The 18,861-nt window shown below is 67.4% G+C and carries 17 protein-coding genes; 13 read left to right on the top strand and 4 right to left on the bottom strand.

The annotated features are described in order from the left end of the window. Positions 1–86 precede the first annotated feature (86 nt). The 4 genes from U5771_RS10575 (at position 87) to U5771_RS10560 (ending at position 2,858) form a co-directional block, all read left to right on the top strand. The gene (locus U5771_RS10575) at positions 87–275 is read left to right on the top strand and encodes a hypothetical protein (protein ID WP_415859399.1); all 189 of its coding nucleotides are present in this window, start codon (positions 87–89) and stop codon (positions 273–275) included. Positions 276–486: 211 nt separating this feature from the next. Beyond that, positions 487–1,302, top strand: coding sequence for an ABC transporter substrate-binding protein (locus tag U5771_RS10570; RefSeq protein ID WP_322023910.1), 816 nt, complete (start codon positions 487–489; stop codon positions 1,300–1,302). A 105-nt stretch (positions 1,303–1,407) separates the two neighbouring features. Then, complete coding sequence (locus U5771_RS10565) at positions 1,408–2,130, top strand: amino acid ABC transporter permease (RefSeq protein WP_322023909.1); 723 nt, start codon at positions 1,408–1,410, stop codon at positions 2,128–2,130. Between the two features lie 2 nt (positions 2,131–2,132). Further along, positions 2,133–2,858, top strand: coding sequence for an amino acid ABC transporter permease (locus tag U5771_RS10560; protein ID WP_322023908.1), 726 nt, complete (start codon positions 2,133–2,135; stop codon positions 2,856–2,858). 133 nt (positions 2,859–2,991) lie between these two features. Here U5771_RS10560 and U5771_RS10555 read toward each other — a convergent pair whose 3' ends face one another. Both U5771_RS10555 and U5771_RS10550 read right to left on the bottom strand, forming a co-directional pair. Next, positions 2,992–4,278: a M23 family metallopeptidase gene (locus tag U5771_RS10555; protein ID WP_322023907.1), complete on the bottom strand. Its 1,287-nt coding sequence runs from the start codon at positions 4,276–4,278 to the stop codon at positions 2,992–2,994. Positions 4,279–4,607: 329 nt separating this feature from the next. Further along, positions 4,608–5,255, bottom strand: coding sequence for a TetR family transcriptional regulator (locus U5771_RS10550; protein ID WP_322023906.1), 648 nt, complete (start codon positions 5,253–5,255; stop codon positions 4,608–4,610). 151 nt (positions 5,256–5,406) lie between these two features. Between U5771_RS10550 and U5771_RS10545 the strand changes: the two genes are divergently transcribed. The 7 genes from U5771_RS10545 (at position 5,407) to U5771_RS10515 (ending at position 16,929) form a co-directional block, all read left to right on the top strand. Continuing rightward, positions 5,407–6,594 carry a MexX/AxyX family multidrug efflux RND transporter periplasmic adaptor subunit gene (locus U5771_RS10545; RefSeq protein ID WP_322023905.1) on the top strand — a complete coding sequence of 396 codons (1,188 nt, stop codon included), beginning with the start codon at positions 5,407–5,409 and terminating at the stop codon, positions 6,592–6,594. A 19-nt stretch (positions 6,595–6,613) separates the two neighbouring features. Next, positions 6,614–9,751, top strand: coding sequence for a multidrug efflux RND transporter permease subunit (locus tag U5771_RS10540; protein ID WP_322023904.1), 3,138 nt, complete (start codon positions 6,614–6,616; stop codon positions 9,749–9,751). After that, entirely contained in the window at positions 9,748–11,211 is a 1,464-nt protein-coding gene (locus U5771_RS10535; protein ID WP_322023903.1) for an efflux transporter outer membrane subunit, read from the top strand. Before U5771_RS10540 ends, U5771_RS10535 begins: the two co-directional genes overlap by 4 nt. 847 nt (positions 11,212–12,058) lie before the next feature. After that, positions 12,059–12,571 (top strand): fimbrial protein, encoded by a 513-nt coding sequence (locus tag U5771_RS10530; RefSeq protein WP_044843588.1) that lies wholly within the window; start codon positions 12,059–12,061, stop codon positions 12,569–12,571. 119 nt (positions 12,572–12,690) lie between these two features. After that, entirely contained in the window at positions 12,691–15,144 is a 2,454-nt protein-coding gene (locus tag U5771_RS10525) for a fimbria/pilus outer membrane usher protein (protein WP_322023972.1), read from the top strand. Between the two features lie 16 nt (positions 15,145–15,160). Beyond that, positions 15,161–15,907: a molecular chaperone gene (locus U5771_RS10520; protein ID WP_415859398.1), complete on the top strand. Its 747-nt coding sequence runs from the start codon at positions 15,161–15,163 to the stop codon at positions 15,905–15,907. After that, positions 15,904–16,929, top strand: coding sequence for a fimbrial protein (locus tag U5771_RS10515; protein WP_322023902.1), 1,026 nt, complete (start codon positions 15,904–15,906; stop codon positions 16,927–16,929). Before U5771_RS10520 ends, U5771_RS10515 begins: the two co-directional genes overlap by 4 nt. A gap of 64 nt (positions 16,930–16,993) precedes the next feature. On the opposite strand, the gene U5771_RS10510 is transcribed toward U5771_RS10515, so the two are convergent. Continuing rightward, a complete protein-coding gene (locus U5771_RS10510) occupies positions 16,994–17,131 on the bottom strand; it encodes an HHHH-motif protein (RefSeq protein ID WP_322023901.1) in 138 nt (45 codons plus the stop codon). 45 nt (positions 17,132–17,176) lie between these two features. Next, a complete protein-coding gene (locus tag U5771_RS10505; RefSeq protein ID WP_322023900.1) occupies positions 17,177–17,410 on the bottom strand; it encodes a hypothetical protein in 234 nt (77 codons plus the stop codon). Between the two features lie 402 nt (positions 17,411–17,812). Here U5771_RS10505 and U5771_RS10500 point away from each other — a divergent pair, with 402 nt between their 5' ends. After that, the gene (locus tag U5771_RS10500) at positions 17,813–18,481 is read left to right on the top strand and encodes an RNA polymerase factor sigma-70 (RefSeq protein ID WP_322023899.1); all 669 of its coding nucleotides are present in this window, start codon (positions 17,813–17,815) and stop codon (positions 18,479–18,481) included. A 106-nt stretch (positions 18,482–18,587) separates the two neighbouring features. Further along, positions 18,588–18,830: an MbtH family protein gene (locus tag U5771_RS10495; RefSeq protein WP_322023898.1), complete on the top strand. Its 243-nt coding sequence runs from the start codon at positions 18,588–18,590 to the stop codon at positions 18,828–18,830. Positions 18,831–18,861 lie beyond the last annotated feature (31 nt).

Here is an 18,861-nt window from a genome sequence, read left to right as displayed (position 1 = left end):
GGCCACGACGGGGTGGGGTCGCGTGACGGGCCGTCCATGCCGAGGTAGGCAGGTTCGCGTCGACGATCGGCGAGCCCGCGTGGCGCGTGAAACCGTCGTGGTACCCGATCTCGAGCGCGGACCGGATGATCGCGCCGGAGAACCGGCAACGGAGGTCGGCACGGACGAGCGCACGCAAGGTCGTTACGCGCGACGCCAGCCATGCGTCGCCGGCGCTGAAGCAGGTGGAGGTCGTCGCGCCGCTCGACGAGGCCGCGACGGCGCTCGCCGGATGATGGGCGGGGCGGGGCCGCGCATCGCGGCGCCCGCGGCCGGCACGCCTCATCACGAAAGCCGCAGAGCAAAGCACCATTTGTTGGTTCGGAATCGCCGCCCGCGCTGATACGTTAGCGGCTTCGCGACGACACACAGCGTCGCGATGTTCCTCGAACCGGCCGCCGCGCGATCCGTGGCGGCCTTCATAACAAATCGAATCAGGTCGTGCTCATGAAATTCCACACTCTCGCTACGTGGCTCGTCGGGGCCGCACTCGTCACGGCCGGCACGGTCGCGCACGCGGACCGCCTCGACGACATCAGGAAGGCCGGCGTGCTGCGCGTCGCGACCTTCGACAGCAATCCGCCGTTCGGCTATGTCGACGGCAAGAGCAATCACATCGTCGGCCTCGACGTCGACTATGCGAAGGCGCTGGCCGACAAGCTCGGCGTGAAGCTGCAGCTGCAGCCGACCAACCCCGCGAACCGCATTCCGTTCCTGACCTCCGGCAAGGTCGACCTGGTCCTCGCGAACTTCACGATCACCGACGAGCGCGCGAAGCAGGTCGACTTCAGCATCCCGTACTTCTCGTCGGGCCAGCAGTTTCTCGCGAAGAAGGGCGTGCTGAAATCGGCCGACCAGTTGAGCAACCTGCGCGTCGGCGCGGACAAGGGCACGACGAACGAGATCACGCTGCGCGAGAAATTCCCGAAGGCGACGATCGTCGCGTACGACGACACGCCGTTCGCGTTCGCCGCGCTGCGCGCCGGCAACGTGCAGGCGATCACGCAGGACGGGCCGAAACTGATCGGCCTGCTCGCGAACGTGCCCGACAAGCAGAACTACGAGATCCCGGCATTCACGATCTCGAACGACTACATGGGCGTCGGCGTGCCGAAGGGCGAGACGCGCCTGCTCGGCTTCGTGAACGACACGCTGAAGGGGCTCGAGGCGACCGGCCGCGCGGGGCAGATCTACGACGCGTGGTTCGGTCCGACGACGAAGACGCCGCTCACGCGCATCTTCCGCATCGGCGACAAGACCTGAGTCGCATGCAGGATGCGCCGCGTTCCTGCCGCCGGCCGTGCCGGTGCGCAGGGATCGCGGCGCTGTCCGTTTTCCTGATCGCTTGATTCGCGCCCGTACCACTGCATGCTCGGCTTGGCTCCCAAATATCTGTGCTGGCTCTGGCAGGGTTTCCTGCTGACGCTCGGCCTCGCGGCCGCGGCGGCGCTCGCCGCGACCGTCGGCGGGCTGCTGCTCGCCGTCATGCGGCATGCGCGCGGCACGGCGCCGCGCACGCTGGCGGCCGGCTATGTCGTCGCATTCCGCAACACGCCGCTGCTCGTGCAGTTGCTGTTCTGGTATTTCGGCGTCGCGTCGTTGCTGCCCGAGACATGGGTCGCATGGCTGAACGCGCGCCATCAACTGAGCGCGGGCCCGCTCACGCTCGCATGGCCGTCGTTCGAGTTCGTCGCCGGCTGGGTCGGGTTGAGCGCGTACACGGCCGCGTTCGTCGCCGAGGAGTGCGAAGCCGGGCTGCGCGGCGTGCGCCGTGCGCAGCATGATGCAGCCGCGGCGCTCGGCCTCACGCCGATGCAGTCGCTGCGCTACGTCGTGCTGCCGCAGGCCGTGCGCATCGCGCTGCCGCCGTTGTTCGGCCAATACATGAATCTCGTGAAAAACTCGTCGCTCGCGATGGCGATCGGTGTCGCCGAGCTGTCGTATGCGTCGCGGCAGGTCGAGACGGAGACATTCAAGACCTTTGCCGCGTTCGGTGTCGCGACCGTGCTGTACGTCGTCGCGGTGGCCGCGATCGAGGCCGGCGCCTACGCGGCCACGCAATGGCGCGACCGGCTCGGCGCGGGGCGGTGACGATGGATCTCTCGCTGCTGCTCGACAACCTGCCGTACCTGCTCGTCGGCGCGTTTCCGGACGGCCCGCTCGGCGGTGCCGCACTGTCGCTCGTGCTCGCGATCGCGTCGGCCATCGCATCGGCGGTGCTGGGCGTGGCGCTCGGCGTCGCGATGGCGCTCGCGCGCGGCCCGCTGCGCGTGCTGCTGCTCGCGTGCATCGGCTTCTTCCGCGCGATTCCGGTGCTGATGCTGATCTTCTGGACTTATTTCCTGATGCCGATGCTGCTGCACATGGACGTGCCGGGGCTCGCGACGGTCGTGTGCGCGCTGGCGCTGATCGGCGGCGCGTATCTCGCGCATGCGGTGCATGCGGGCATCGTCGCGGCCGGCGACGGGCAGTGGCAGGCGGGGCTGTCGCTCGGGCTCACGCGCTGGCAGACGGTGCGCTACGTGCTGCTGCCGCAGGCGATCCGGATCATGACGCCGTCGTTCGTCAACCAGTGGGTCGCGCTCGTGAAGGACACGTCGCTCGCGTATATCGTCGGCGTGCCGGAACTGTCGTTCGTCGCGACGCAGGTGAACAACCGGCTGATGGTGTATCCGGCACCGATCTTCCTGTTCGTCGCAGCGCTCTATCTGGTGCTGTGCACGTCGCTCGACGGCGCGGCGCGCTGGTTGCTGTCGCGCCGCCCGCGTGCGGCGCGCATCGCGCAGGCGACGGCCGAGCGCACGGGAGCCGCGCGGTGACGGCGTGCCGCGTGCGATGCATGCGGCAAATTGCCGGTGATGAGGATCGATGGCCTGCGTGCCGCGTCGCCGCTGCTCGAGCGGCGACGGGCGTGATGGTGCTTCGGTGCGGCTGCGCTTCGGCGCGCCAGCGTCAGGACGCGCTGTAGTGCGTCTCGAAGACCGCGCGCAGCGTCGACGGACCGGTCGCGAAGTCGCCCCACAGCGGGCCGTCGCTCTGCGCGAATGCGAACGGTGTCGTACTGATCGACGCGAGGCGGAAGCGCCATTGCGCCGCTTCCTGGCGGAACGCGGTGAGCTGCATGTCGGACAGCCCCGTCTGCGCGCTCGCGAGCGTGACGAGCGGATCGACCGGATCGTTCGCGACGCGCACTTCGAAGTGCAGGTGCGGGCCGGTGGCCGCGCCGGTCATCCCGACCGAGCCGATGCGCTGGCCCTGCTTCACGGTTTCGCCGTTCTTCAGCCCGCGCGCGAACGCGGACAAATGCGCGTAGTAGGTCGAATAACCGTCCGCGTGATCGACGACCACGTAGTGGCCGTAGCCGCCCGGATCGGTGCCGACGAACGACACGACGCCGTCGGCCGCCGCATTGACGGGCGTGCCGGACGGCGCGGCGAGATCGACGCCGGTATGGAACGCCATCGCCTGCGACAGCGGGTGGACGCGTTCGCCGAAGAACGAGCTGATGCGCGTCCACTTGACGGGCATCGTGAATGCGGCCGCCTCGAGCGGCGCGCCGTCGAGCGTGTAGTACGCGCCGTGGTCGGCCCCCGGTGCGCGGAACCAGATCGCGCCGAACGTGCGGCCCGCGACGCGCAGCTCGAGTGCGGTGAGGTGCGGCGTGCCGTTGTTGGTGTCGTACGCGACGCGGTAGTAGTCGCCGCGCTGCGCGCCGGCACGCATCGCGACCTTGCCGGTGACGAGGTCGCCGAGCTGGATGCGCACCTCGGGCGGCACGTCGAGACGGTTCAGTGTATCGGACAGCGTGAGTTCGATGTCGCCCGCGCGCATCCCGTGCTGCTGTTCGGGCGGTGCGAGCTGGAACAGGCTCGTATAGCCGAGCATGTCGTTGCGGTGCGCGCTGAGCGGTGCGAACAGGCCCGGCTGCAGGTTGCGGTCGGTGCGTTCATTGAGTTCGTTGAGTTCGTTGCGCTCGCCGAGCGTGCGCGCGAGTTCGCTCGTCACGAAATGCTGTGCGGTGGGAAACGGCGTGTCGGACAGCACGCGCTGCGGTAGCGCGGCCGTGCCCGAATCGACGGCGCCCGGCAGTTGCGAGACGGCCGGCAGCGCGGCGGCGAGACCGAAGGCGGCGAGGGCGCCGAGCACGGCGGCCGGTACGAGCGCGCGCACGAGGCGCTGCGCGCGCCCGGGCGCGAAAGCATCAGGAGTTGCGGCAGGCTTGACCAAAGGTGTCCACATCCAGGAAAGCGGTTCAAAGAGGTGTGGGCGGGAACCATCGGCGGCATGTCCGTCGGGTGGCGACGGGGCGGGCGACGGGCGTGCAACAAAACAGGCCCCGCCAGGGGCCTGTGTCGTTTCCGTTCGACCCAACTCGCGGGGAGGCCCGCTTCGAACGGCGGCGTGAACTTTCCGGGTCGAACCCGGTTTATCACGAAGACGCTAAAGAAAGATGACAGCGTCAGTCTACCGATGTTCCGCGAAACGTTAAAAATTTTAAAGAGGGTCAGCTCATTCGTTTCGCACTGCGGTAAATCGGGTTAAATCAGCATTTATTGCGCGGCTTTTCGTCAGACAGGCAATTTTTGCGCGCGCACGCGCAGTGCGGTGGAGGTCCTGACGGCGTCGAAACCGGCGTCGAGCATCGCTTCCGCGTCGTTCCACAGGTTGCCGCGCAACCGGTTGGTCCAGATCATCGACGCGAACACGCCTTCGAGCAGCGACACGAGATAGACGGCCGCGAGATGCACGTCGAGATCGGCGGCGATCTCGCCGGCCGCGATCGCGCGGCGCAGCAGCGCCTTGGTGATGCGCAGCATCTGCAGCTCGAGCAACATCCGGCGGCGCAGCAGCGCGCCGTTCTCCTCGCTCTGCTCGCACTTCGTATAGAGGATCACGAGCACGCGCTGCATCGCGCCCGGCTCGCCGCATTGCTGCAGGTAATGCGACGCCGCGCGGCGCAGCGTGGCGAACGCGGGCAGGCCGTCGACCGCGTCGAACCCTTCCGACGTGCGTGCGAACGCGCGGTCGCACATCGCGAGACACACTTCCATCTTGTTGCGGTAGTGGCCGTACACGGCGCCCCGCGACATCCCGGCGGCCTCGGCGAGGTCCGCCATCGCAGTTTGCGCGACGCCTTTCTCGAGCAGCACGAGCTCGGCGGCGTCGAGGATCCGGTGCTTGATGGCGAGCGATTCTTCCCGGGTCTTGCGGGCCATGTCGTGAATTTCCTTACAGTTCGCTGTCGTTTTATTGAGACAGTGTGGCGGCCGGATTGCAACCGCCTGCATTTAATCAGTCGTGACTGATTATAATCGGCCACCCTGAGCCGCCGCATTGTATCGGCGGCGAACGATCCGAGGTCAGAACATGAATAACAAACGCTCCCTGGGGCGCCGCCTTCGGCTGGCGTCGTTCGCGCTCGCGGCCACGCTGGCCGCGAGCGGATGCGGAAAGGGCGAACAGGACAACGCGCCGGAGGCCATTCAGAACGCGACGGTCGTGACGGTGCGTCCGACGGCCGTGCCGATGACCGTCGAATTGCCGGGCCGGCTCGACGCGTATCGGCAGGCGGAAGTGCGCGCGCGGGTCGCGGGCATCGTGACCGCGCGGACTTACGAGGAAGGCCAGGAAGTGAAGCAGGGCGCGGTGCTGTTCCGCATCGACCCGGCGCCGCTGAAGGCCGCGCGCGACGCCGCACGGGGTGCGCTCGCGAAGGCGCAGGCCGCCGCGCTCGCGGCGAGCGACAAGCGCCGCCGTTACGACGACCTGGTGCGCGACCGCGCGGTCAGCGAGCGCGATCACACCGAGGCCGTCGCCGACGACACGCAGGCGAAGGCCGACGTCGCGTCCGCGAAGGCCGAGCTCGCCCGCGCGCAACTGCAGCTCGACTATGCGACCGTCACCGCGCCGATTTCAGGCCGCGCCCGGCGCGCGCTCGTGACCGAAGGCGCGCTCGTCGGCCAGGACCAGGCGACGCCGCTCACGACCGTCGAGCAGCTCGATCCGATCTACGTGAATTTCTCGCAGCCGGCGGCCGACGTCGACGCATTGCGCCGCGCGGTGAAAAGCGGGCGCGCGACGGGCATCGCGCAGCACGACGTCACGGTGACGCTGCTGCGCGCCGACGGCACCGCGTATCCGCTGAAGGGCAAGCTGCTGTTCAGCGATCTCGCGGTCGATCCGACCACCGATACCGTCGCGATGCGCGCGCTGTTCCCGAATCCCGAACGCGAGCTGTTGCCGGGCGCATATGTGCGGATCGCGCTCGACGCGGCCGTCGACCAGCGCGCGATCCTCGTGCCGCGCGATGCGCTGCTGCGTACGGCCGATCGCACGTCGGTGCGCGTGGTCGGCACGAACGGCAAGGTGAAGGACGTCGAGGTCGTCGCCGACCAGATGAGCGGCCGCGACTGGCGCATCACGCGCGGTCTCGCGGGCGGCGAGCGCGTGATCGTCGACAACGCCGCGCAGTTCACGCCCGATAGCGCCGTCAAGCCCGTCGAGCAGGCATCGCCGACGAAGGCCGCGTCACAGGCGGCCGCCCGTCAAACCTGACCGGTACACATAGACCACCATGGCACGTTTCTTCATCGATCGTCCCGTCTTCGCGTGGGTGATCGCACTCTTCATCATGCTCGGCGGCGCGTTCGCGATTCGCGCGCTGCCGGTTGCGCAGTACCCGGACATCGCGCCGCCCGTCGTCAGCATCTATGCGACGTATCCGGGCGCGTCCGCGCAGGTCGTCGAGGAATCGGTGACCGCGCTGATCGAGCGCGAAATGAACGGCGCGCCGGGGCTGCTGTACACGTCCGCGACGAGCAGTGCCGGGATGGCGTCGCTGTACCTGACGTTCAAGCAGGGCGTCAACGCCGATCTCGCGGCCGTCGAAGTGCAGAACCGGCTGAAGACGGTCGAGGCGCGGCTGCCCGAACCGGTGCGGCGCGACGGCATCCAGGTCGAGAAGGCCGCGGACAACATCCAGCTCGTCGTGTCGCTGACGTCGGACGACGGCCGGATGAGCGCCGTGCAGCTCGGCGAATACGCGTCGGCGAACGTCGTGCAGGCGCTGCGCCGTGTCGACGGCGTCGGCAAGGTGCAGTTCTGGGGCGCCGAATATGCGATGCGGATCTGGCCCGACCCGGTGAAGATGGCCGGGCACGGCCTCACCGCGTCGGACATCGCGTCGGCCGTGCGCGCGCACAACGCGCGCGTGACGGTCGGCGACATCGGCCGCAGCGCGGTGCCGGACAGCGCACCGATCGCGGCGACGGTGTTTGCCGATGCGCCGCTGAAGACGCCGGCCGACTTCGGCGCGATCGCGCTGCGCACGCAACCGGACGGCGCCGCGCTCTACCTGCGCGACGTCGCGCGCATCGAGTTCGGCGGCAACGACTACAACTATCCGTCGTACGTGAACGGCAAGGTCGCCACGGGCATGGGCATCAAGCTCGCGCCGGGCTCGAACGCGGTGGCGACCGAAAAGCGCGTGCGCGCGACGATGGACGCGCTGTCCGCGTATTTCCCGCCGGGCGTGAAATACCAGATCCCGTACGAGACGTCGTCGTTCGTGCGCGTGTCGATGAACAAGGTCGTCACGACGCTGATCGAGGCCGGCGTGCTGGTGTTCCTCGTGATGTTCCTGTTCATGCAGAACCTGCGCGCGACGCTGATTCCCACGCTCGTCGTGCCGGTCGCGCTCGCGGGCACGTTCGGCGTGATGCAGGCGGCCGGCTTCTCGATCAACGTGCTGACGATGTTCGGGATGGTGCTCGCGATCGGCATCCTCGTCGACGATGCGATCGTCGTCGTCGAGAACGTCGAGCGGCTGATGGTCGAGGAGGGGCTCGAGCCCTACGACGCGACCGTCAAGGCGATGAAGCAGATCAGCGGCGCGATCGTCGGCATCACGGTCGTGCTGACGTCGGTGTTCGTGCCGATGGCGTTCTTCGGCGGCGCGGTGGGCAACATCTACCGGCAGTTCGCGCTGGCGCTCGCGGTCTCGATCGGCTTCTCCGCGTTCCTCGCGCTGTCGCTGACGCCCGCGCTGTGCGCGACGCTGCTCAAGCCGGTGTCCGGCGACCATCACGAGAAGCGCGGCTTCTTCGGCTGGTTCAACCGCTTCGTCGCACGTGCGACGCAGCGCTATGCGACGCGCGTCGGCGCGATGCTGCAGAAGCCGCTGCGCTGGCTCGTCGTGTACGGCGCGCTGACCGCGGCGGCCGCGCTGATGCTCACGCAACTGCCGACCGCGTTCCTGCCCGACGAGGACCAGGGCAACTTCATGGTGATGGTGATCCGGCCGCAGGGCACGCCGCTCGCGGAAACGATGCAGAGCGTGCGCGAGGTCGAGTCGTATATCCGCCGCGACGAGCCGGCCGCGTACACGTTCGCGCTTGGCGGCTTCAACCTGTACGGCGAAGGGCCGAACGGCGGGATGATCTTCGTCACGCTGAAGAACTGGAAGGAGCGCAAGGCCGAGCGCGATCACGTGCAGGCGATCGTCGCGCGCATCAACGAGCGCTTCGCGGGCACGGCGAACACCACGGTGTTCGCGATGAACTCGCCGGCGCTGCCCGATCTCGGCTCGACGAGCGGCTTCGACTTCCGGCTGCAGAACCGCAGCGGGCTCGACTATGCGGCGTTCAGCGCCGCGCGCGAGCAGCTGCTCGCGGCGGGCGGCAAGGATCCGGCGCTCACCGACCTGATGTTCGCCGGCACGCAGGACGCGCCGCAGCTGAAGCTCGACATCGATCGCGCGAAGGCGTCGGCGCTCGGCGTGTCGATGGACGAGATCAACACGACGCTCGCGGTGATGTTCGGCTCCGACTATATCGGCGACTTCATGCACGGCACGCAGGTGCGCCGCGTGATCGTGCAGGCCGACGGGCTGCACCGGCTCGATCCGGACGACGTGAAGAAGCTGCGCGTGCGCAACGCGCGCGGCGAGATGGTGCCGCTCGCGGCGTTCGCGACGCTGCACTGGACGCTCGGGCCGCCGCAGCTCACGCGCTACAACGGCTATCCGTCGTTCACGATCAACGGCTCGGCCGCGCCGGGGCACAGCAGCGGCGAGGCGATGGCCGCGCTCGAGCGCCTCGCCGCGAAGCTGCCGGCCGGTATCGGCCACGCGTGGTCGGGGCAGTCGTTCGAGGAGCGGCTGTCGGGCGCGCAGGCGCCGATGCTGTTCGCGCTGTCGGTGCTCGTCGTGTTCCTCGCGCTCGCGGCGCTGTACGAGAGCTGGTCGATCCCGTTCGCGGTGATGCTGGTGGTCCCGCTCGGCGTGATCGGCGCGGTGCTCGGCGTCACGCTGCGCGCGATGCCGAACGACATCTATTTCAAGGTGGGGCTGATCGCGACGATCGGGTTGTCCGCGAAGAACGCGATCCTGATCGTCGAAGTCGCGAAGGATCTGGTCGCGCAGCGCATGTCGCTCGTCGACGCCGCGCTCGAGGCCGCGCGCCTGCGGTTGCGGCCGATCGTGATGACGTCGCTCGCGTTCGGCGTCGGCGTGCTGCCGCTCGCGTTCGCGTCGGGCGCCGCGTCCGGCGCGCAGATGGCGATCGGCACCGGCGTGCTCGGCGGCGTGATCACGGCGACGGTGCTCGCGGTGTTTCTCGTCCCGCTGTTTTTCGTGATCGTTGGCCGCCTGTTCGACGTCGGCCCGCGCCGGCGCGGCGGATCGCAGCCGGCGACGATGGAGGCTTCGCAATGACGTTTCACCTGAAGGCGCGCGCGACGCCGCGGGCTCGGGTCGCGCTGGCCGCTGCACTCGCGTTCGCGCTCGCGGGCTGCTCGCTCGCGCCGCGCTACGAGCGTCCGGCGGCGCCGGTGCCGGCCACCTACACGCCGGTCGACGGCAGCACGGAGCCGGCGTCGGTCGTGGCGCCTGCCGATGCCGCGCGGCTCGACGACTGGCGCGCGTATTTCACCGATCCGGCGCTGCAGGCCTGGATCGACGCGGCGCTCGCGAACAATCGCGACCTGCGGATCGCGGCCGGCCGGCTCGACGAAGCGCGCGCGCTGTACGGCGTGCAACGTGCGGACCTGATGCCGTCGGTCGACGCGAACCTCGGCTACGAACGCACGCGCCAGTACGACCCGGTCGTGCGCGAGAGCGCGGTGAGCGGGCTGTATCGCGCGGGCGTCGGCATCAGCGCGTACGAACTCGACCTGTTCGGCCGCGTGCGCAACCTGTCCGATGCGGCGCTCGCCGAGTATTTCGCGACGGCCGACGCGCAGCGCACGGTGCGCATCGGCGTGATTGCCGAAGTCGCCGCGGCGTACGTTTCCGAACGGTCGTTGCATGAGCAACTGGCGCTGGCGCAGCGCACGCTCGACGCGCGCGGGCGCATCGCCGCACTCACGCAGCGCCGCTACGCGGCCGGCACGAGCGATGCGATCGAGCTGCGCTCGGCCGAGATGCTGGTCGCGTCCGCGCGTGCGTCGCAGGCCGCGCTGCAGCGCGAACACGCGCAGTCGGTACGCGCGCTGCAATTGCTCGCCGGCGATTTCGCGCGCAACGTGCCGGCCGACGGCACCGCGCTCGACACGCTCGCGATCGCGCCGGTGGCGCCCGGCGCGCCGAGCGCGCTGCTCGAACGGCGGCCGGACATCCGGCAGGCCGAAGCGCGGCTCAAGGCCGCGAACGCGCAGATCGGCGCCGCACGCGCGGCGTTCTTCCCGCGCGTCGCGCTGACGACCGACTATGGCTCGGTCAGCGACGCGTTCTCGAGCCTGTTCGCGGGCGGCACGAGCGTGTGGACGTTCGCGCCGCGCATCACGCTGCCGCTTTTCGCGGGCGGCCGCAATCGCGCGAATCTCGACGTCGCGAACGCGCGCAAGCACATCGCGGTCGCCGAATACGAGAAGACCGTGCAGACCGCGTTCCGCGAAGTGGCCGACGCGTTCGCCGCGCGCGACTGGATCGACCGCCAGCTTGCCGCTCAGCAGGACGTTCATGCGGCCGACGGCGCGCGGCTGAAGCTCGCCGAGCGCCGCTATGCGGGCGGCGTCGCGACGTATCTCGAACTGCTCGACGCGCAGCGCAGCACGTACGAGTCGGGGCAGGAGCTGATCCGGCTCAAGGAACTCAGGCTCGCGAATGCGATTGCGCTGTATCGCGCGCTGGGCGGCGGGTGGGCGCCGGCAGCGTCAGCGGAGGCTGCCGCGTGATCCGGTAGCCGTGACGGGCGGCGATGGCGTATCGGCATGTTGCAATGCGCCGCCGCTGCCCGGGGCGGCATTGCGTCTGTCGGGGCACCGGCAGGGATCGACGATGCGCGCATCCGCGCGTCGTCGTCCACGTTTTTCTCCAGGCTGTCGAGCTGAAGGGGCGCCTTCGATTCGACACGCATCCCGGCGCTCGATCGTGCCGGATTTCCTCCTTTTCGATTTCATTCCATCCGCCGAAACGTCGCGTGCGCGTCGTCGCAACGGTGTGTCGAATGCCGTGGCGGCGCGCGGCATTACACGCGGCCTTTAATCCGGGATTGACGATTCGATTAATTCCCGTATTGCGAATAATAGCGGGCGACAAAGTGTCGCGGTAAAACGTTTGTACGGAACGCGCAATCGTTTGCGCAATAAATCCGGGGCGTCATAAATCACGCGTTAATTTCCTCTCAGTTGAAAATAGACGAATGCTTTTGTTGCGGTCGGACAACGATGGCAGGATTGGACAGAATTTTGTCATCTGGTGCCAGTGATACGGCAAAGCCATATCCAGCAAGGAGAAGCGGGGTGGATTCAATCAGGAATTGAAAATTTCTTTAAATATCAGCCGGTTCCGGGAGATAAAAAAGGACTGCGGACGAAAATATCCGGATTGAAAATCAAAAGGAAAGAGTGTGTTTGAAAGTATGTGAAGCGAAGATTGTCATGGACGATTTAACAATGCTTTACAGAATTCTTTCATTCCTATCTCGATAATGCCGCCTCGTGACGGACGGGAGCCAACCACACGCTGCCTTTTGTATCCGCCACGTCGTCCATCTCCTTTGCAATTCTCACGGAAAACGTCATGAAAAAATCCCTCCTGGCCGCTGTCGCACTTGCAGCCCTGTCCACCTCGGCCTTCGCAGCAGGCACCGGCACGATCAACTTCACGGGCGAGATCGTCGCGGGCGCATGCGGCATCGATTCGGGTTCGGTCAACCAGACCGTGAACCTCGGCAAGGTGCCGACCCACACGTTCAAGAAGGCCGGTGACAAGTCCGAGCCGGTCAAGTTCGACATCGTCCTGACCGACTGCGACACCAGCATCTCGAAGAACGCGTTCTTCACGTTCACGGGTACGTCGAACGCGGCCCAGCCGAAGCTGCTCGCCACGATCGGCTCGGCAACCAACGTCGGCATCCGCGTACAGGGCGCAACGGGCGAAGACCTCGACAACGGCGTCGAACAGGCCGCCGCAACGCTGCTGCAAAACGGCAACAACACCGTGCGCTTCGCCGCACGCTACGAAGCGACGGCAGCCGACGTGACGCCGGGTACGGCCGACGGCGTCGCGAACTTCACGGTTCGCTACCAGTAAGCGGCCGTCACGGAGGAGGGGTGCGCGCACCCTTTCTCCTTTCTTTCCTCCTGCCCAGCTTTTCCTCGGACTTCCGGTAGCGCCGCGTGCGAATCAGACATTCCTTCCTTTGCGTCTCCGTGCTGGTGGTCGGCAGCCAGAGCCATGCGACGGAATTCAATTCGTCGTTCCTCGACATCGACGGCTCGAACAACGTCGACCTGTCGCAGTTCTCGCAGGCCGACTTCACGCTGCCGGGCGAATACATGCTCGACGTGCAGGTCAACGACCTGTTCTACGGGCTGCAGGCGATCCAGTTCATCGCGCTCGACGCATCCGGCGCAGGCAAGCCGTGCCTGCCCCCGGAACTCGTCGCGCAGTTCGGGCTGAAGCCGTCGCTCGCGAAGGATCTGCCGCGCTTCCAGGGTGGTCGCTGCGTCGATCTCGGCGCGATCGAGGGTGCAACCGTGCGTTACCTGAAGAGCGACGGTCGCCTCAAGATCACGATTCCGCAGGCCGCGCTCGAATTCACCGATTCGAACTACCTGCCGCCGGCGCGCTGGTCCGACGGGATTCCGGGCGCGATGCTCGACTATCGCGTGATCGCGAACACGAACCGCAACTTCGGTTCGGGCGGCGAGCAGACGAATTCGATCCAGGCCTACGGGACGATCGGCGCGAACTGGGACGCGTGGCGCTTTCGCGGCGACTACCAGGCGCAGTCGAACGCGGGTAGCAGCGCGTACGCGGATCGCACCTTCCGCTTCAGCCGGCTGTACGCATTTCGCGCGCTGCCGTCGATCCAGTCGACGGTGACGTTCGGCGACGACTATCTGACGTCGGACATTTTCGACACGTTCGCGCTGACCGGCGCGTCGATCCGCAGCGACGACCGCATGCTGCCGCCGTCGCTGCGCGGCTATGCGCCGCTGATCTCGGGCGTCGCGCGCACCAACGCGACCGTGACCGTGTCGCAGGCGGGCCGCGTGCTGTACGTGACGCGCGTGTCGCCGGGCGCATTCGCGCTGCAGAACATCAACACGAGCGTGCAGGGCACGCTCGACGTGGCCGTCCAGGAAGAGGACGGCAGCGTGCAGCGCTTCCAGGTGACGACGGCAGCCGTGCCGTTCCTCGCGCGCACGGGGCAGCTGCGCTACAAGGCCGCGATCGGCAAGCCGCGCCTGTTCGGCAGCACGGGCATCACGCCGTTCTTCGGGTTCGGCGAGGCCGCCTACGGCCTGCCGCTCGACTTCACCCTCTACGGCGGCTTCATCGCCGCGTCGGGCTATACGTCGATCGCGCTCGGCGTCGGCCGCGACTTCGGCACGTTCGGGGCGGTGTCGGCCGACGTCACGCATGCGCGCGCGCACCTGTGGTGGAACGGCGCGACGCGCAACGGCAACTCGTACCGCATCAACTATTCGAAGCATTTCGACACGCTCGATGCCGACGTGCGCTTCTTCGGCTATCGCTTTTCGGAACGCGAATACACGAACTTCGCGCAGTTCTCCGGCGACCCGACAGCGTACGGCCTCGCCAACAGCAAGCAGCGCTACTCGGCGACGATGTCGAAGCGCTTCGGCGATACGTCGACCTACTTTTCGTACGACCAGACGACTTACTGGGCGCGGTCGTCCGAGCAGCGCATCGGCCTCACGCTGACGCGCGCGTTCTCGATCGGTGCGCTGCGCAACCTGAACGTCAGCATGTCGGCGTTCCGTACGCAAAGCGCGGGCGCGAGCGGCAACCAGTTCTCGGTGACCGCGACGCTGCCGATCGGCGGCCGTCACACCGTCACGTCGAACCTGACGACGGGCAACGGCAGCACGAGCGTGAACGCTGGCTATATCCATGACGATCCGGACGGCCGCACCTACCAGGTCAACGCGGGCGCGATCGACGGCCGCGCATCGGCGAACGCGAGCTTCCGCCAGCGCACGTCGACGTACCAGCTGACCGCACAGGCGTCGACGGTCGCGAACGCGTATGCGGCCGCGTCGCTCGAGGTCGACGGCTCGCTCGTCGCGACGCAGTACGGGCTGGCCGCGCACGCGAACGGCAACGCCGGCGATACGCGCCTGCTGGTGTCGACCGACGGCGTGCGCGACGTGCCGCTGTCCGGCACGCTCACGCACACCGACTCGCGCGGCTATGCGGTGCTCGACGGGATCTCGCCGTACAACGTGTACGACGCGACCGTCAACGTCGAGAAGCTGCCGCTCGAAGTGCAGGTGTCGAACCCGATCCAGCGCATGGTGCTGACCGACGGCGCGATCGGCTTCGTCAAGTTTTCGGCGGCGCGCGGCAGCAACCTGTACCTGACGCTGACCGACGCTGACGGCAAGCCGCTGCCGTTCGGTGCGTCGGTGCAGGACGCGGCGAACGGCAAGGAGCTCGGCATTGTCGGAGAGGGCGGCGCCGCGTTCCTGACCCAGGTCCAGCCGAAATCCGCGCTCGCGGTGCGCGCGGGCGAACGCACGCTCTGCACGGTGGACGTGCTGCCGAACCAGCTCCAACTCGAAGGCACGCCGATTCCGGTGACGTGCCAGACGCCCGGCGAGTCGCACGCAGCGGCCGGCCGGAACGAACGATGATTTCACGGATCCCGCGATGAACCCTGCTTTCTCCCTTTCCTTCCTGAAACGCGCATCGGGCGTGCTCGCAGCCGCCATGACGCTGCTCGCCGGTGTCGCGCACGCGGCGATCGTGCCGGACCGCACGCGCGTGATCTTCAACGAAGGCGAACAGGCCGCGATCGTCACGATCACGAACAAGAGCACGACGTATCCGTATCTCGTGCAGTCGTGGCTCGAGGACGCGAAGGGCAACAAGATCACGTCGCCGCTGATGGTCGTGCCGCCGCTGCAGCGCATCGAGGCGAACGAGCGCAACGTGCTGCGGATCGCCAAGCTGCCCGGCACCACGCTGCCGACCGATCGCGAATCGGTGTTCTACCTGAACATCCGCGAAGTGCCGCCGAAGTCCGATACGCCGAACACGCTGCAGATCGCGCTGCATACGCAAATGAAACTGTTCTACCGGCCGAAGGCCGTGCAGCCCGCACGCGACGAGGACTGGACGCTGCCGATGACGCTGCGGGTGGACCCGGCCGCGCACAAGCTCGTGTTCGACAACCCGACGCCGTACCACGTGACGGTGGTCGAGGTGACGGCAGGCGCGCAGAAGATGCCGGTGCCGATCGAGCCGGTGATGGTGAGCCCGATGAGCACGGCCGACGTGCCGTTCAAGGCCGCGACGCCGGCGACGCTGTTCGTCACGCATATCGACGATTACGGCGGCCAGGTGGCGGTCGAGTATGCGTGCGACGCGGGTGCGTGCAAGAGCGTGAAGCAATGAGCGGCGCCCGACGCAACGCAATCGCGGCGCGGCTGCCTGCATGGCTCCGGTGGAGCGTGCTCGCGCTGTTCGTCGCGCTGGCACAGCCGGCCTGGGCGCTCAAATGCATCGCGGACAACGGGGGGATGGCGCTGACCGAATCGATCGGCAACGTCGCGTCCTATCCGACCGACGCGCCGGACGGCTACGTGATCTGGGTATCGCCGCCGCGCACGACGACCGGCTATTGCTACAAGGACATCGGCGGGCTGCAGGACTTCCCCGAGCAGATCTACTTCTACGCGAACCCGGAGCGGCAGAACCCGGCCGCGTGGGGGCTCGAAATCGGCATTCGCTTCGAGGGCACCGACTACTACGGGCGCAGCAGCCAGCCGGGCAACGGCATCGGCACGCACCGCTACGTGAAGATCTGCGAGATGACCGACCGGCAGGTCAATGCCGGGATGTGCCCGAAATGGCCCATCAGCATTACGTATCAAGTGGTCGTGCGCAAGAAGGGGACGTGGGTGCGGCCGCCGTCGGACATCTACGCGGTGTTCCAGTTCGACGGCGAGCGCGGGCTGAACAGCAAGGGGAGTTTCCGCTACAAGCTGAGCGGCCTGCAGAACCTGAAGCCGACGCCGTGCATGGTCGACGTGAAGGTCACGCCCGAGCCGGGCATCGTGAAGTTCGGTCAGGTCCAGGCGACGGGTAACGGCTTCTCGCCCGCGGTGCCGCGCAGGCCGTTCAGTCTCGCGCTGACCAAGCAATGCAGCGTGCCGGTGCGTGTGGACGGCTACTTCGAGACCTCGCAGACCGTGCAGAACGGGCTGCTCGTGCCGGACCCGAAGAGCAATTTCGGCATCGGCATCGAGGACCGCAACGGCACGGCGATCCCGTTCAACCAGCAGTTCGTGCTCGCCCAGATGCCGGGCAACGTGAACTACGAGAGCGTGACGCTCGACGCGGTGCTGAAGGCGTTCGGGCCGCCGAAGATCGGTCCGTTCAACGGCACGGCGACAATCCGGTTGTTCATCTACTGACGTCCGCGCGCACTTCATGAAAAAAGCGCCGGCCGGCGCTTTTTTCAAACGCGCTGCGCGAGGCTCAACGCACCCAGCGGCACCCCTTGTGATGGTGATGCTCGACGTGGCACACGCGGTGCGGATGCGCTTCCGCGATGGCCGGCACGAGCACGGCGGCGGCAACGGCGGCCGCGGTCTGGGTTTTCAGCCGCGTCTTCATGTCGACGTCATGTCGTTCGGTATCGGGTCGCGGGAGGGGAAGGCTCTACCACTGCGGCCGCTGGTCATCACGACGATCTTCACGGCGATCGTCGCGACGGTCGTCCCGGCGCGCGTCATCACCACGGGGACGCCGCGCTCCCCAGTCGTGGCGCTCCCGGTAACGATCGCCATGCCAGCCGATCGTTACCTCGGCCGGGCCGGGATACGCGACGCAGCCGGTCAGCATCGCGCTCGACAGCGCGCCGACCATGACGGCGGATAACGCGATGGATTTCATGTCGTTCCCCCTTGGAAACAGCAAGTCGATCGTACGAGCCCCCAAAATTTCACGTGGCAAGAAGTGGCTACGGCAAATGACGGCGGTACGCGTTTCGTCAGGCGGGTGAAAGCTCGTGTCGGCGTCATGCCGGCGCCGTGCGTCGTGCGAATTCGCCGCGCGCCCGACAGGGTGGCGCCCGCCATGGGTCGCGGGCCGTTTCCGGTATCGGGCCACTTCCTTTCGCGCTGAAAGCATTCCGCGCGCCGCGAGTCCATGACCGCCATCGCGTCCGTCAACACGCCGATTCCGTCAATTGATCAGACAAATCCTGACAAACGGAAGGGGTATCCGATAATCGAATTGAGAATGATTTGCGTTTACGTTAAATTGCGCTATCTCAGAATTCGGCGGAGCAGATCGATGGCAATGGCTGAAGTGCTCGAACGACCGGCAGCGGCAACGGCGAACCCGTTCCTCGGCAGTTATCCGGACCTGCCGTCGCGCCCCGCGCCGCGTGCGCGTCGTGCCGCGGAGCAGCGAGCGCAGGGCGCGCTGCTCGACGTGCTGATTTCCCATCGCACGATGCTCGTCAACGTCGCGCGCGGCTTCGTCGGCTGTGCGAGCCGGGCCGAGGACGTCGTGCACGACGTGTTCGTGAAGCTCGTCGAATTCCCGAACCAGGACGACGTGCGCCAGCCGGTCGCGTACGTGACGCGGATGGTGCGCAACGCGTCGATCGACGCGTGCCGCCGGCAAAGCCTCGAGAACGTCTATCACACGGAAGAGGACGACGGCTTCGACGTGCCGTCGCCGGAACCGACGCCCGAGGCCGCGCTGATGACGCGCGACACGCTGCGCCGCGTGTGGGCCGCGCTCGACGACCTGCCGGCGCGCAGCCGCGCGGCGTTCGAGATGGTGCGGCTGCGCGAGGAGACGCTGCAGACCGCGGCGCGCGCGCTGAACGTGTCGCAAACACTCGTGCATTTCATGGTGCGCGACGCGGAGCGGCACTGCGCGGAATGTCTCGACGCATGCCATCGCGGCGTCGCGTGCCCGGTGTTTCTCGGCGGCCGTGCGCGGCGGCGGTAAAAAATCGCGCCGGCCAATCGTCTTCAAGACAGGAGCGGCCGATTCGACGATCCGATCACTTGCCGCTTCGCATCCTTCAACCGTCTCCCGCTTCTTTTTTTCGATCATGACGCAAGCCACGACGCCTTCCGCCGACTCCGACGACCTCGTCTACACGGTCGTCATCAACGACGAAGAACAGTATTCGATCTGGCCGACGTTCCGGCCCGTGCCGGCCGGCTGGCGCGAGATCGGCGTGCGCGGCCCGAAGGCCGATTGCCTCGCGCACATCGAGACCGTCTGGACCGACATGCGCCCCGCGAGCCTGCGCCGCGCGATGGACGGCGAACGCGCGACGCGCGCGTCGTGACCCGCAGCGCCGCGTTTGCGGCGCGCCACCT

Origin of the sequence: Burkholderia sp. BCC1977 (genome assembly GCF_905339595.1) — a bacterium.
In the GTDB taxonomy this organism is placed as follows: domain Bacteria; phylum Pseudomonadota; class Gammaproteobacteria; order Burkholderiales; family Burkholderiaceae; genus Burkholderia.
This window is presented reverse-complemented; position numbering and strand designations above follow the sequence as displayed.